10 protein-coding genes are annotated in these 14572 nt (G+C 41.5%); 5 read left to right on the top strand and 5 right to left on the bottom strand.

From position 1 onward, the window contains the following. Nucleotides 1-146 precede the first annotated feature (146 nt). From KTO63_RS22955 to KTO63_RS22940, 4 genes are all read right to left on the bottom strand, one after another. The gene (locus KTO63_RS22955; RefSeq protein WP_217794295.1) at nt 147-1661 is read right to left on the bottom strand and encodes a RagB/SusD family nutrient uptake outer membrane protein; all 1515 of its coding nucleotides are present in this window, start codon (nt 1659-1661) and stop codon (nt 147-149) included. A gap of 87 nt (nt 1662-1748) precedes the next feature. Then, nucleotides 1749-5432: a SusC/RagA family TonB-linked outer membrane protein gene (locus KTO63_RS22950; protein ID WP_232373299.1), complete on the bottom strand. Its 3684-nt coding sequence runs from the start codon at nt 5430-5432 to the stop codon at nt 1749-1751. 294 nt (nt 5433-5726) lie between these two features. Next, nucleotides 5727-6893: a FecR family protein gene (locus KTO63_RS22945; RefSeq protein ID WP_217794294.1), complete on the bottom strand. Its 1167-nt coding sequence runs from the start codon at nt 6891-6893 to the stop codon at nt 5727-5729. Nucleotides 6894-6998: 105 nt separating this feature from the next. Beyond that, nucleotides 6999-7535 carry an RNA polymerase sigma factor gene (locus KTO63_RS22940; protein ID WP_217794293.1) on the bottom strand — a complete coding sequence of 179 codons (537 nt, stop codon included), beginning with the start codon at nt 7533-7535 and terminating at the stop codon, nt 6999-7001. 173 nt (nt 7536-7708) lie between these two features. Here KTO63_RS22940 and KTO63_RS22935 point away from each other — a divergent pair, with 173 nt between their 5' ends. Further along, the gene (locus tag KTO63_RS22935; RefSeq protein ID WP_217794292.1) at nt 7709-8206 is read left to right on the top strand and encodes a hypothetical protein; all 498 of its coding nucleotides are present in this window, start codon (nt 7709-7711) and stop codon (nt 8204-8206) included. 155 nt (nt 8207-8361) lie between these two features. On the opposite strand, the gene KTO63_RS22930 is transcribed toward KTO63_RS22935, so the two are convergent. Beyond that, the gene (locus tag KTO63_RS22930) at nt 8362-9918 is read right to left on the bottom strand and encodes a hypothetical protein (protein ID WP_217794291.1); all 1557 of its coding nucleotides are present in this window, start codon (nt 9916-9918) and stop codon (nt 8362-8364) included. A 190-nt stretch (nt 9919-10108) separates the two neighbouring features. On the opposite strand from KTO63_RS22930, the gene KTO63_RS22925 reads away from it, so the two are divergent. From KTO63_RS22925 to leuD, 4 genes are all read left to right on the top strand, one after another. Next, nucleotides 10109-11266 carry a 2-isopropylmalate synthase gene (locus KTO63_RS22925; RefSeq protein ID WP_217794290.1) on the top strand — a complete coding sequence of 386 codons (1158 nt, stop codon included), beginning with the start codon at nt 10109-10111 and terminating at the stop codon, nt 11264-11266. 157 nt (nt 11267-11423) lie between these two features. Continuing rightward, the gene (leuC, locus tag KTO63_RS22920; protein WP_217794289.1) at nt 11424-12818 is read left to right on the top strand and encodes a 3-isopropylmalate dehydratase large subunit; all 1395 of its coding nucleotides are present in this window, start codon (nt 11424-11426) and stop codon (nt 12816-12818) included. A gap of 135 nt (nt 12819-12953) precedes the next feature. Then, a complete protein-coding gene (locus tag KTO63_RS22915) occupies nt 12954-13739 on the top strand; it encodes a class I SAM-dependent methyltransferase (RefSeq protein WP_232373298.1) in 786 nt (261 codons plus the stop codon). A gap of 144 nt (nt 13740-13883) precedes the next feature. After that, complete coding sequence (leuD, locus tag KTO63_RS22910; RefSeq protein WP_217794288.1) at nt 13884-14465, top strand: 3-isopropylmalate dehydratase small subunit; 582 nt, start codon at nt 13884-13886, stop codon at nt 14463-14465. The last annotated feature ends 107 nt before the right edge of the window (nt 14466-14572 follow it).

Here is a 14572-nt window from a genome sequence, read left to right as displayed (position 1 = left end):
ATTTTTTTGATAGCACGCAGATGACGCTGATTGGGCAGATTTACACAGATGATTATTCTTGTTCATGCTACTTTTACGTTGTCTTTGCGTTGTGAAAATTTTGTTTTCTATTCTTTCAAAATATTTTTGGGAAACAAACCTTTCCGTTATGATGAATCTCTTGGATTAAGAGCTAAACCAGATAACACAGCTGCATCCGGCAGTTGTATCAGTCGACGTTTATCGTCAACTTTTAGTACCGTGGAATCCGTTTTACTATTGCTTACCATGTATTTGTGCTTCACTTCCATTTTGTAGCGAAGAATGTCAAACCACCTTGAACCTTCGAAAAGAAACTCCGCACGTTTAAAATCCAGGATCGCAGTGATAACTTTTGTCTGAATATCTCCTTTAGGATAATACTTATTAACAGAATCGATAGTGATGGTATTCTTTGCAGGATCGAATGGAATCGGGTCACCATTCGCATCATAACCGTTGAAAATACGCTGGCTCGCGAAGGTGTTGAGATCAGCCAAAGCAAGACCGTATTGTTGTTGCTTTGCATAAGCCTCAGCTCTGTTAAGCAATACCTCTTCTGTTGTAAACAAAGGGATCGTGGTATAGTTATATCCTGTATTTGCATTTAAACCAGTCTGCACAAAGTGTGGATAGAACTTTGGAATATTCAACACTTGCGAATTTCCGTACACCATGTAAGGATAATAACCATTAGCAATATTTTTACCCAAAATGGTTGTTTGCAATGCAGGTGTAAAACCAAATCGATACGCATAAAAACTATTTGCCCAGTTAGACAATGTTTCTACCAATAGCAGGTTGGCTTTTTGATCTATCTGTGTGTACTGTTGCTGAAGCGCATAATATGTAAGCTTTCTGTATGTGGTTAACCACGGACGCATGTTAGAAGCAAAGTCTCCGCTAGGGAAAACTTTCGACGCAAAAATGACCGCGCTGTCATACTGTTGCTTAAATAAGTAAAAGCGGGTAGCAAATGCGTTCGTAGCTGCTTTTGTAAAATGATATTTAGGAACAGTATAAGAATCATCACTTATCAACGAGATACCTGTCAGAAGATCATTTCTGATGGAGTCGTAAGTAGAAGCAACGGTCCCTCTTGTATACTGACCAAATACAATCGTTTCAGGTTTTGTTGCATAAGGAACTCCCGGATCTGTACTCGCTGTTGCAGGATCGTATGTTTTTGCGAAAAGATTTACCAGCATAAAGTGAGCGTATGCTCTTGCTACTAATGCTTCCCCTTTTTGTGCGTTAAAAGTTTTAGGATTCGTTGCCTTGCCTATTGCTTCTAAAGCCTGGTTGCACAAGGCAATTGCTTTATAACACTCATCCCAATAAGCGGTGGGCATGTCCTGCGAGTGATTGTTATTCGCATCTGCAAATTGATACGGATAAAAATTTGACAACACCAAACTACCGCCCAATTTGTCATCTACGTTATCAGACATTGCTTCGCAAAAGCCCATGTAGTTGGCTTTTGGATACGCATTTACCAATATCGCTGAAATGTTATCCACCGTGATGTTTGATGGGTTGTCCATATCCACACGATTGTCCGGCAGTTCAGATAAAAACTTTTTGCAACCGAATAACCCAACAACACTCAACACGATAAGCGCAATATTTATAGACTTTTTCATGCTCGTTATTATCAAAAATTCTATTCACCAGTTATCTAATTGCCTGTTGCCGGTAACTGGTAACCGGCAACTGGCAACAATTTATTTTTAGAACCCAATTTTCAATGCTAGTGAAAGCTGTGTAAACACCGGAGATCCTACACCGCCAGAGTTGGCAAACTCAGGATCTTGTCCTTTCAGCTTCTTGTCAGCACCAATTAACCAAAGGTTGTTACCTGTAAATGTTAATGATGAGTTGTTGATGCCGATTGATTTTGTAAGGTGTCCCGGCAGAGAATATGTCAATGCCACAGTTTTCAATCTCACGAAGCTTCCTCTTGCTACACGCACATCGGAATAGTTGTAGTTACCGTACGGAGATGAACTTCCGAGGAAATACACAATACGAGAATCACTGATGGAAGGAATGTTTGTTTTCGTTTCATCACCAGGTGCTTCCCAACGATTGATGAAGTCTTTTGACATTGCGTTCATGTCGCTGTAAGAGGCACCGAACACAGGTGATAAACGCACCTTGTTACCGGCCTGGTAAACGAACAGAATATTCAATGAAAGATTTTTGTAAGTAAATACGTTTGACAAACCGCCGGTATATAATGGATCTGCAGAACCTTCGTATTTAAGATTGCTTGTGTTGCTGCTTTGCAGGAACACATCTGTGTTTGTGTTACCAGATTCATCTGTGAACAAAGGCACACCACTGTAATGATCCAATCCTTTAAATGGAATAGAGAAAATGGAACGTACAGGATAGCCAAGAGAAGAACCACCTTGTGGAGACACTAGGTCTGCAATTTGGCTCAAACTTTTAATGTTGGTTATTTTAGTGATGTTGTATCCGAACGTAAGATTTGCGCCCCATGTAAATGCTCTTTGTGCAATGATCTTACCTCCCAGTGTAAACTCCACGCCATGAGATTCCATATCAGCATAGTTCGCGGCTTTGAATACTTGTCCACCCACGCCTGCTGTAGGAATAAGGCTTATGAGATCAAAGCTGTTTCTTCTGTACACATCGGTAACCAACGTTAATCTGTCTTTGAAGAAACCCAGGTCGAGCCCAACGTTTCCTTCATATTTTTTCTCCCATGTAAGATCCTTGTTTTCCAAACTTACCAGGTCCATGCCCGACTCCTGCTCTGCCAGTGTTGGTCTCTTACTGGTTTCCATGCTGAGGATAACAGAAGAGTTATTTGCAGGACCGAAGTCTGCACTCAAACCATAGCTACCTCTAAGGTTAACGCGGTTAACGTAGTTATTAGCAAGAAAATCATGAATGAGTGGCTCGTTAAAGATGTTCCAGGCACCGCCTACAGTCCATGTTGGCAACCACCTTGATTTGGTTGATTTACCAAGGCCATTTGATCCATCTTCTCTCACTGTTCCGTTTAATGTGTAACGACCTTTATAAGTATAGCTACCGTTTCCAAAGAATGCAACAAAGCGGTCACGCGTATTCGCAAGGCCATAGTAGTTAAAGTTGGCCTCCAGCAATTGTTTCAATGCTCTGTAGTCCACAAATGGAATACCGCCGCTGTTGTATTGATAACCATATCCTGTGTTGTTGGAAACACGTCTGTCTGTAGCTTTGATTTCCATACCGCCCATTACATTCAAAGAGTTGTTGCGGTTGAAATCTTTGGTATAGGTCAATAGATTTCTAATGCTCCAGTTCAACATCCTGTTATCTGTGCGGTTATAAAAACCACCTTTGGGTAAAACCACCTGCGGCTCATCATCAGGATGTTCAGGATCGCGGTACAAGAATTTGTTGTTCTCTCTGATGAAAGAATTATCGGCAGCGCGGTAAGCCTGCGCCATGTTTGAATTTTCAGTGATCTGATGTTCCAGCGAAGACTGCACCAAACGGATCGCTCCGGTAAAATCAAACTTTAAATCTTTTGAAATTTTGTAGCCGAGATCGCCTTGTAATTTTGCATCCAGCACGTTTACATCCAGCGTGTTGTTTTGCAATTCATTTACGATATTGAATGGTGCAAAATTTTTCCTGAAGTATTCCAGGTTACCATTCTCATCATATGGAGTAATTATTCTGCTGGTTGATAATGCATAGTTGAATGGATTGATATCAAAATCTCTATCGAAACCGCCGCTTACTTTATTGCTCGTTCTATCCACTGTGCCTGGCGCCATTTGCTGTCTGTAAGAAGCATTGGTCAAAAAGCCCAGCGTTAAGCGGTCGCTTGCATTGTATGTATTGTGAAAGTTAGCGGTGTAGCGGTTTACACGATCACCAATCGTCCAGCCATTGTCCTGGTAAAAGTTTGTAGAGAAATACGATTGTGATTTATCTGTACCAAAAGACAAACTAAGGTTGTGCTCTTGTGCAAATGAATTTCTGAACAACACATCGAACCAGTCAGTGTTGGCCAAACCATAACGTCTGTAGAATTCTGCGAGGCTATCAACGTTATTGTCCAAACCAAATTTACCTTCTGTTTTATCCCATTTGCTCACAAGATCTGATGCTTTTGCAAACACACCTCCTGTTGGGTTGCGGGACACATCAGAAAAATTCAACCAGCCTTTTTCTGCCAACTCAAGATCTACACTCATTTGCTGTGCAGAGTTCATGATGTTGAACTTCTTGTAGTTTGGTTTTAAAATGCTGGAAAATGTGCCGCTGTAGTTGATCTGTGTTTTGCCAGACTTACCCTTCTTGGTTGTAATAACGATTACGCCGTTCATCGCACGTGCCCCATACAAGGCAGTAGCAGACGCATCTCTAAGGATGTCTAACGACTCAATATCGTTGGTATTGATGCCAGCAACAGAAGAACCCAGCATTGTTGTGGCATCACCGCTGGAAAGCTGGTCGTTTGTTACGTTTACGATGTCTTCCAGCACGATGCCATCAACAACCCATAGAGGTTTATTAGAGCCAGAAATAGAGGTAGCTCCGCGAATACGGATCTTCGGAGCCGTACCAAAGGTACCGGATACGTTTTCTACAGTTACCCCTGCAACGCGACCTTCAAGCATTCTGGCAACATCCATAACGCCTTCCTGTTTGATGTCATCCATTTTTACTTTAGCTGCAGAGCCTGTAAACTTTCTTTTATCAATTTTTTGAAACCCTGTTACTACAACTTCCGGAGCAAGGGTCTCATCAGATGTAACAAGCGAAATGTTGAAATAAGATTGGTGGCCTACTGCGACTGATTTACTCGCCTTGCCCGCGTAGCTTACACGCAAAGTATCGCCGGGTTTTACCTCCAGCGTAAACTCACCAGAATTATTTGTGTTGGTTCCTCTTTTTGAATGGAGGATAGTTACTGACGCAAAAGAAAGCGGTGAATTGTCTTCAGCGCTTGTAACCTTTCCGGCAATTTTTTTAAGAATGATTGTGTCGGTTAGATGTTCATCCGACACAATCAAATGTTCAATGGGTGCAATGTTTTTGTCTTTTGAGATAATGATGTTGCTGCCGGTTATAGTGAAGGATAAATTCTTTCCTTTCAAAATAACCTTCATGGCATTCTCAATCTGCATGCCTTTAATATCTACGCTAATCATCTCTCTGTCATTCAGCAGATCATTGTTGTAAAATGCATACAAGCCCGTTTGTTTCTGTATCTCTTTAAATACTTTGGAAATAGGTATGTTGCGTCCAACGATCGTTACTTTATACTCCTGCTCTGGATGAGCAAATAAAGCCTGAGATAGACATAAAAGAAATGACAAGCTAAAAACTAACAACGCCTTTCTGTTATTAACACGAAGAAGCCCATTCTTCATAATTCTCATCATAGCAGTTGAAAAACTTTGGTTTTAAAATCTATTCAACACTATTAGAATCAATTCCAAACAGAACGGGTGAAGTAAACGTTAAGTTTTTTTAAAAAAATTATTTTGTAGGCATTGTGGTATCTTTTGCGGCGATCTTTTGAGAATGGAAAATTGCGTGAAGGCTGATGAATAAACAGGTTCAGGGTTTGGTTGGTATATGACACCCGTATAGACGCATGATAATGCGTCTCCCTAACATTCGTTCGCGGTTACGATTCGTGCAACAGAGACGCATTATCATGCGTCTCTACAGAATTATTTCGTATGAAAAACAACCTGTTTATTCTTCACATGGAATTTTAAATCGGAGCTTTTTGTAAGGGAATTGAGGAATTCCTCAACTGGTTTATTCTTCTCAACTGTACCTGTAAACCTTTTATTGGCAAGGGTTTCTTCTTCAATTACCACTTCCATATTGTACCATCTTTTAATGATGGATTGTAAATGACGCAGGTCCTGGTTATTAAATACATAGATGCCTTTTAACCACGACAAAGTAACATCTTGTTCAAAATCTGATATTTGAAATTTACCATCGTTTATCTCTGCTTCTTTGCCTGGAATAAGCACAGTATCCTTACCGTTATGCGCTTGCAATGCAACCTTCCCTGTTACCAAAGAAGTTTTTTCAGGTTCATCCTCGTAGCATTTGATATTGAACTCTGTCCCCAAAACTTTTACGTTCATCTCTGGGCTTTTCACTATAAAGGGTCTGCTGCTTTGGTGAGTCACTTTAAAAAATCCTTCTCCTTTGATAGTAACCGTTCTGGTATCACCTGAAAAAGATAATGGAAATTTGAATTCTGTCAGTGCATTCAACCACACTTCAGAACCATCGGGAAGCACCATGTGGTAATCCTTTCCCGCAGGAACATATATAGTATTGTATTCGTCTTTGTTGAGCTTTTCCTTGCTGGCAGAGGTCAAAACACTTCCATCTGTGAGCTTAAATGAAGCATCTGAACCGGACTGCTCCACATTCATTTCCTGTTCGCCGCCCGGAATTTCAATGGTTTTTCCGTTGGACATTTTCAACACAATACCATTGGCTGCCAGTGCAGGATGCTCTTCCTTTTTATTAAAGAGGAAAACAGCTCCACCAACAGCTATTACAAATAACAACGCAGCAAATGCAAGCGATCTTTTTCTGGTAAAGAAGGTAGGAGACTTTTTTTGAACACTAACAGTTGGAGAAATAATCAGTTGACCTTCTATTTTTTCCCAGGCCTTTTTATCGTCAAAGTCATTGGCAGCCGTGCCGGCAGAAAAGAAATCATGCGCATTCTTCATGTCAAGCCATAGCGATCTTGCCGATTCATTTTCCTGTATCAGCAGCTCCAACTCCTCATTTTCCTGCGGAGTAATTTCTCCCATAAGCTTTTGGACAATGAGTTGTTCTATATGGTCTTGATCAAATGGCATAAGTTCATTTAACTATAGAGTGTTTTTTTCAAAAATCAGGTGAAAGGATTTTCATGTTTTTTAAACTTTTTTTCAAATCAATATTTTGTTTCCCCTTATTTCAATTTATTGTTCCTTCATGGCTGCTCGCAAACGGCTCATGGCAATCTTCAATTGGGTCTTTACTGTATTAATTGAAACTCCCGCCGAGTCTGCCGCTTCCTGGTAACTCTTTTTTTCAAAATACACCAGTTGAAAAATCTGTTTGCACTGCGTGGGCAATTGTTCTATTTCACCCTCCATTTTTTTAAACACTTCATCCATGTGTTCCACATCATGATGGTCGTCGGAAGCATTTAGAGTAAGGTAATCGTCCATTCCCTCCTGCTCCTTTCTCGATTTACGTAAATGAGTCAGGCAGGCATGCCGCACAGAAGTACCAAGGTAGGCGGATAAGGATGTTTGGATATTTTCGAATTTGTTATTGTTCCACAAATAGATGAAGGTCGATTGTACCACATCTTCCGCATCTTCATTATTCTTAAGCAGTAAGTAGGCTTGCATGCATAGCGGCTTGTAATACCTGGCAAATAATGCCCGGTATCCTTCAATCTGCCCTTCCTTGATCAATTGCAGTATTAAATGGTCGCCAAAGTTACTCATGCCTAGCTTTAGGTATTGAACAAATTAAAACAGATTTTCCCAGTAATTTTTAAATGCGGTGGAACTTTTTTTAGAGAACATCTTTTTATCTTATCGTGAACTCTCCATTTTGCATGGTTGAAAAGTAGAATTATTCACTATTTTTAAGCCCTCACAAACTCTAACAACCTTCTATGAAGTTCATAACCGCAATATGCTGCCTGACTTTATTAATGTTTGCAGGCTGCAAAAAAAATAACGATTCCGCTTCGTCCGCTTATCATATCAATTTTAAGGTGAACGGTGAACAGCAAAACTTCAATTACCAGGCCTCTTTTCAATATAGCGTTCCACAGAATGTGGGCGTCAACTTTTTTCGTGCATCTCTATTGGACTCGGCATTAGAAGCAACGCCCGACTATATTGAGTTCGCATTGAACGGTGCCAACGTTGCACATATTAACGCCGCTGATGTGCCCAAGTTCACTACCACACTAAATTTCACCTACTACGATAAAGACGGCAAAAAATACACGACTTCAAATCTGCCACACAACACTGATGAATTCGTAAAACTTGATATCACAGAAATTACGGACAAAACGATCAAGGGAACATTTAGCGCGAAAGCGTATAACGGAACCAGTGCAGTGAGCATTACAGAAGGGGAAATGTATGTGGAGAAGCAGTAGTTGTTTGAGTCTATCTGTCATTAAGGTCGAAGTGCGAGGTTTACCACTAAGACACTAAGTCCACTAAGCCTCACTAAGAAATGGCTCAAATTTCAGGCACCCTTAGTGGGGCTTAGTGTCTTAGTGGTAAAGAGAGAGTCTTACATAAATCGCATCTAACAACTCGTTTTCTTCCTATCCAAATACTTCTCCCTTATCACATCCTGCACCTGGCGTCCCTGTATCTTGCTTTCCAGCCATGAAATAACGTCAAGATATTGAAAGGCGCGGGTTTCGAAACGGTTGTTTTCCTGGCTTTTTAATTTATCCAGCAACTTTTCAAAAGCGGGCTTTATTTCCTTTGGAGAAAGCTGAAAGGCGCTGCGCAAAAATTTGAACATCTCCTCTTCTACCAAACTCAGGTTTTCCATTTTTGCCATGAAGCGATAAACAGATTTGGTGAGATATTCCAGCAAATCAAAATTGCCCAGCTCGTAGTGAGCAATCAGATGCAACAGACGAGCGTAGCATTGCAAGTCCGTGCGCAGGTCTACTTTCCAGTGAATGATCTTGTTGAGATAGTCAATTGCTTTTTCATTGTCACCGCTGCCAAAATATAAGCAGGCAATTTTATAATACAGCACCAAAATACGGTGGCGGTCTATCTGCAATTCATATTCTTCAATCCTGTCCTCAATTTCCTGCACCAGGTGTAGGCCTTCCGTAAAATTGCCTTCCATAAAATGCTTATTTATTTTGGCAGTGTAGAGGTAAATAAATGTCTGAATTTTCGTGTTGGCATTTTGGACTACCTCTTTGGTTTCCGAAAACTCTTCCAGTGCTTTAAGTACCTCCGCAAATTTGCCGCGGTTGCCCAATGCAAAATGCGCACTCAGCAGATTGTGCATCGCCTTGAGATAATAGATAGACTCCACCGGAATCATTTTTTTATTATGCTCAAACAGGTCGAACCATTTTTGCGTATAGCGATAATATTGAAGAAAATTCTGCTTGATGAACCCTTTCCAGCAATTGCTTTGGTACCAGTAGAGCCTTCCGTAAAAGCCCGTAATATTTTCCCCGTCTATATTAATAAGGTGTCTCTCGAAAAACTTATCTACCTCTTCTTCGTCTTTTTCGTTGCGGGCATGGCCATTTTTAATGTACCAGCTGTAGAGCAACAAGGAAAGATCTGAAAGCTGGCTGATGATATTCAGCCTTTTATTAACGTAATCTGCCTGTTCGGTCAGCTTCTCTGCCCTATCCTGCATACTGCGGGTAATGTGCAGCATCTCAATTTTTTTCTCAAAGAAGAGCGCCTGCTGCATGAACGTGACCTGGTTGTGTTCCGAAGCGATCTCCTTTAGCTTTTCCAGGGTTTTCAAGCTTTGCAAATAAAGGCCCTTGTTATAAAGGATTCGGGCAAAGCCCATCAACTCATTTAATTGAATATCAATGTTATCTGCATCTTTAATCAGGCGAAGGCTGGATAATATTTGCCTGTACAAGCTGGCTTTTATGTTGGAAAGCTGCTGTTTTCGTATTTCCGGATTTTTCTTCAGTAAAAGCGGCTCATCGTAGTTCTCCATTTTGTCCAGAGCATCAAAAAGTTGCACCGTTTTCAGGTCCTCGGTTGAACTATTCCTGTTTACATACAGCTTAAAATTCCTTTTTTCCGACTTTTCGAGCGATTTTATAAGCTGAAATAAAGCATCTGTTGAGCGGTTGGGCATCGTATTTACTTTTCTTTACAATTCAATGCTAGTGAGCGTTTTAGCTAAATTTTATCTTGATTACACCCTGTAAAACACCCTTTACTTTGATTTTTTATCCCCCTAAGAGATGAATACTTTCGAATATGCAGGTCTGTGTTATGCAAGCACACAAATTTAGTACAGACGTTTTAAAAATCAATTTATTACTATGGCTTCAAATCAAATCCAAATTTTTGACACCACACTTAGAGATGGCGAACAGGTTCCAGGTTGTAAACTCAATACTGCTGAAAAAGTAGAACTTGCATTGGCACTCGAAGATTTGGGTGTTGATATCATCGAAGCCGGATTTCCAATATCCAGTCCGGGCGACTTTGCTTCCGTGGAAGCAATCTCTAAAGTGATAAAAAATGCAACGGTCTGTGGCCTTACTCGTGCCGTGCAAAAAGATATAGAAGTGGCGGCACAAGCACTGAAGCATGCTGTACGCCCACGCATCCACACAGGTATCGGTTCTTCTGATATCCACATCAAACACAAGTTCAACACTACCCGCGAAGACATTATTGAGCGTGCAAGAAAAGCGACCATACTTGCCCGCAACCTTGTACCGGATGTTGAATTCTTCGCTGAAGATGCCGGCCGTGCCGATCTTCCTTTCCTCGCAAAATTGATCGAAACTGTTATCGCTGCGGGCGCCACAGTTGTAAATATTCCGGATACTACGGGCTATTGCCTGCCACATCAATACGGCGAAAAGATCGCTTACTTAGTGAATAACGTTCCTAACATCGACAAAGCGATCATTTCCTGCCATTGCCACAACGACCTTGGCCTTGCTACTGCAAACTCTATCGCAGGTGCTATCGCGGGCGCAAGACAAATCGAATGTACCATCAACGGTATAGGTGAAAGAGCTGGTAACACTTCATTGGAAGAAGTGGTGATGATCATCAAAAAACACAATGATCTTGGCCTGTTCACTAACATTAAAACAGAAAAACTGAACCCTCTTAGCCAATTGGTTTCTGATACTATGCGTATGCCGGTTCAGCCAAACAAAGCAGTTGTTGGCGCAAATGCATTTGCCCACTCTTCAGGCATTCACCAGGATGGTTTCTTAAAAGAAGCTACCACTTACGAGATCATGACTCCGGAAGAAGTTGGTGCAGATGGTTCTAAGATCGTATTGACTGCGAGAAGCGGCCGTTCTGCTCTGGCACACCGTTTCCTGAAACTGGGCTTCGAATTCAACAGAAACGATATCGACACTCTTTATAGCGAATTCCTGAAAGTTGCAGATAAGAAAAAAGAAGTGCTGGATGAGGATTTGAAGGAAATGGCTACACAATTTGCAAGCGCGTAAGAGAGGAACACAGATTTTCAAGATTGTCATGATTTCTCATGATTTCTTTAGCGATCTGTAGATTCAATTACAACCACAAAAAACAAAAAGAACGCACAAAAAAAGATCATCACAAATCTTGACAATCTTGAAAATCTGCGTTCCAAAAAAACATAACATGAGCACATTATTTGATAAGATCTGGAACAAACACGTGGTGAAGAGCATTGAGGGAGGTCCTTCTGTTTTATATATCGACAAGCATTTTATTCACGAAGTAACGTCTCCGCAAGCATTTGACGGTCTTCGTAAAAGAGGCATTCCGGTTCACAACGTAAAACAAGTGGTAGCAACTGCGGACCATAACGTACCTACGATCGATCAGCACCTTCCTATTAAAGAGGCATTGTCAAAAATGCAGGTGCAAAAACTGGTTGACAACTGTGCTGAATTCGGCATTGAACTATACGGTCTTGGTCACCCTTACCAGGGAATCGTTCACGTGATCGGGCCAGAGCTGGGCGTTACACAACCCGGTATGACAATGGTTTGCGGTGACAGCCACACTTCTACGCACGGTGCTTTTGGTTCAATCGCATTTGGTATCGGAACAAGTGAAGTAGAAATGGTTTTGGCAACACAATGTTTGTTGCAAAGCAAACCAAAACAAATGCGCATCACCATCGACGGTGAATTGCACAAAGGCGTTACTTCTAAAGACATCATTCTTTACATCATTTCTAAAATATCTGCCAGTGGGGCAACAGGTTACTTTGTTGAGTACGCTGGTAGCGCTATCCGTGCATTGAGCATGGAAGCACGCATGACCATCTGCAACATGAGCATCGAAATGGGTGCCCGTGGCGGTTTGATCGCTCCCGATGAAACAACGATCAACTACGTGAAAGGCAGAAAATTCGCTCCGCAAGGCGCTGACTGGGATAAAGCGGTTGCTTACTGGAAAACATTGCGCACGGATGATGATGCAAAATTTGATGTGGAAATCAACATCAAAGCAGAAGACATCGAACCCATGGTTACTTACGGAACCAACCCTGGTATGGGCATCAGCGTAAATGAAAACATTCCTTCTGAAAAATCGATCGACGACAAAGAAAAACCTTCTTTCCTGAAATCATTGCAATACATGGGCTTTGAGCCAGGCGAAAAGATCAAAGGTCATAAAGTCGATTACGTGTTCATTGGTAGCTGTACCAATGCAAGAATTGAGGATCTGAGAGCAGTTGCCTCTTTTGTGAAAGGCAAAAAGAAATCTGACGACGTGGAAGTATGGATCGTGCCGGGTTCTAAACAAGTAGAAGCACAAGCAAAAGAAGAAGGTATCGATAAAATATTGGAAGCAGCCGGATTCCAGCTTCGCCAGCCAGGTTGCTCTGCATGCCTTGGTATGAATGAAGACAAGATTCCTGCAGGCAAATACTGCATATCTACAAGCAACAGAAACTTTGAAGGCCGCCAGGGCGCCGGTGCAAGAACATTGCTTGCCAGCCCACTGACTGCTGCTGCTGCTGCCATCACTGGTGTTATTAGTGATGTGAGAGAGATGATTTAAAATACAGGAACGCAGATTTTCAAGATCGTGATGATTTATTATGATCTTATTCCTAAAAATCATCTTGACCAATCTTGAAAATCATGAAAATCTGTGTTCTCCCTTTCGTCCTTTGCGTGAAAACAGACAAATTTTATGAGCGTAGCAAATACAACATATAGCCCGAACATAACATGGAACGCGGAGTTGTACGATACCAAACACAACTTCGTGTCTAAATACGGAGAGGATGTTTTGGAGTGGCTGCAGCCTCATCAGGGAGAACAGATCCTTGACCTGGGTTGCGGAACAGGAGAACTGGCAGCAAAGATCCAGGCAACCGGAGCAGTCGTAACCGGCATGGACAAATCACCGGAAATGATCGAGAAAGCAAAAGCCACTTTTCCGGGTTTGACTTTCGAAGTGAAGGATGCGACGAACTTTTCTTTTGGCCAACCCTTTGATGCAATCTTTTCCAATGCCACGCTGCACTGGATCACAGACGCAGAAAAAGCAGTGGCTTGTATGTACGACAACTTAAAAAAAGGCGGCCGACTGGTAATAGAAATGGGTGGCAGAGGAAATGTGAAAAGCATCGTAACGGCGGTAAAAAAAGCGATGGCCTCAGAAGGATTGTCTGATAAATTGTCAAATGAATTCTGGTTCTTTCCATCCCTTAGCGAATACACAGCGATGTTGGAAAGACAAGGTTTCAGAGTGACGACGGCAGCTCATTTCGACAGGCCAACAAAGCTGGAAGGCGAAAACGGAATGGAAAACTGGATCAGGATGTTTGGCGGATTTTTCTTTTCGCAAATTTCAGCCGCCGAAAGCGAAACAGTTATCAAAAAAGCAGTCGAATACTTACGACGCGATTTTTATAAAGACGGCATATGGTACGCAGATTATGTGAGACTGAGGGTGAAAGCCGTTCGAGTGTAACAATTAAATTTCACGCAAAGGCGCAAAGAAGCAAAGGCCGCCAAGATTGCGTAAAAATATTGACAATTATTGTAAGATAAGTTAAACGAAGCTTATGCGCCTTTGCCCCTTACGTTGCTTTGCGTGAAATAAAAAACAAAAATTATGAGCAAACCTCTTAACATAGTAAAAAGCAGATTCGTTCCGATAGCAATTGAAAATATTGATACGGACCAGATCATTCCAGCACGTTTTCTAAAAGCTACCACTCGTGAAGGTTTTGGTAAAAACCTTTTCCGCGACTGGCGCTATAACAACGATAACGAACTGGAGCCTAAAGCAGATTTCCCGCTGAACAATCCAAACTTCTCTGGTGAGATTTTGGTAGCAGGCAAGAACTTCGGTTGCGGTTCTTCAAGAGAGCATGCCGCTTGGGCCGTTGACGATTATGGTTTCCGCGTGGTAGTGTCCAGCTTCTTTGCTGACATCTTTAAAAACAATGCACAGAACAATGGCGTTTTGCCAGTAACCGTTTCAGAAGAGTTCCTGCAAAAGATATTCGCACTGGGCAACGAGGCAACTTTAACTGTAAACCTCGAAGCGCAAACCATCACGATTGACGCGACAGGCGAACAGACAAGCTTTGACATCAACAACTATAAAAAAACATGCTTACTGAACGGCTATGATGATATCGATTATCTGCTGAGCATTAAGAATGAGATAAAAGAATTCGAAAAGGCGTAGAAAAGAATGGCACACGGATGACACGGATTAGACAGATTTACACGGATTCGTAAAAATAGAATTCGATTAGTCTAAATAAAAAAGATCAGTGAAAATCCGTCTAATCC

It is taken from the genome of Pinibacter aurantiacus (assembly GCF_019130065.1).
Classification (GTDB): Bacteria; Bacteroidota; Bacteroidia; order Chitinophagales; family Chitinophagaceae; genus Pinibacter; species Pinibacter aurantiacus.
Note: the sequence above shows the minus strand (reverse complement) of the source record. Positions and strands in the feature narration are given on the sequence as shown.

Bases quoted from the DNA above. Each gene is read 5' to 3' on its own strand.
- KTO63_RS22955 (WP_217794295.1), bottom strand. From the start codon at position 1,661: ATGAAAAAGTCTATAAATATTGCGCTTATCGTGTTGAGTGTTGTTGGG.
- KTO63_RS22950 (WP_232373299.1), bottom strand. From the start codon at position 5,432: ATGATGAGAATTATGAAGAATGGGCTTCTTCGTGTTAATAACAGAAAG.
- KTO63_RS22945 (WP_217794294.1), bottom strand. From the start codon at position 6,893: ATGCCATTTGATCAAGACCATATAGAACAACTCATTGTCCAAAAGCTT.
- KTO63_RS22940 (WP_217794293.1), bottom strand. From the start codon at position 7,535: ATGAGTAACTTTGGCGACCATTTAATACTGCAATTGATCAAGGAAGGG.
- KTO63_RS22935 (WP_217794292.1), top strand. From the start codon at position 7,709: ATGAAGTTCATAACCGCAATATGCTGCCTGACTTTATTAATGTTTGCA.
- KTO63_RS22930 (WP_217794291.1), bottom strand. From the start codon at position 9,918: ATGCCCAACCGCTCAACAGATGCTTTATTTCAGCTTATAAAATCGCTC.
- KTO63_RS22925 (WP_217794290.1), top strand. From the start codon at position 10,109: ATGGCTTCAAATCAAATCCAAATTTTTGACACCACACTTAGAGATGGC.
- leuC (WP_217794289.1), top strand. From the start codon at position 11,424: ATGAGCACATTATTTGATAAGATCTGGAACAAACACGTGGTGAAGAGC.
- KTO63_RS22915 (WP_232373298.1), top strand. From the start codon at position 12,954: ATGAGCGTAGCAAATACAACATATAGCCCGAACATAACATGGAACGCG.
- leuD (WP_217794288.1), top strand. From the start codon at position 13,884: ATGAGCAAACCTCTTAACATAGTAAAAAGCAGATTCGTTCCGATAGCA.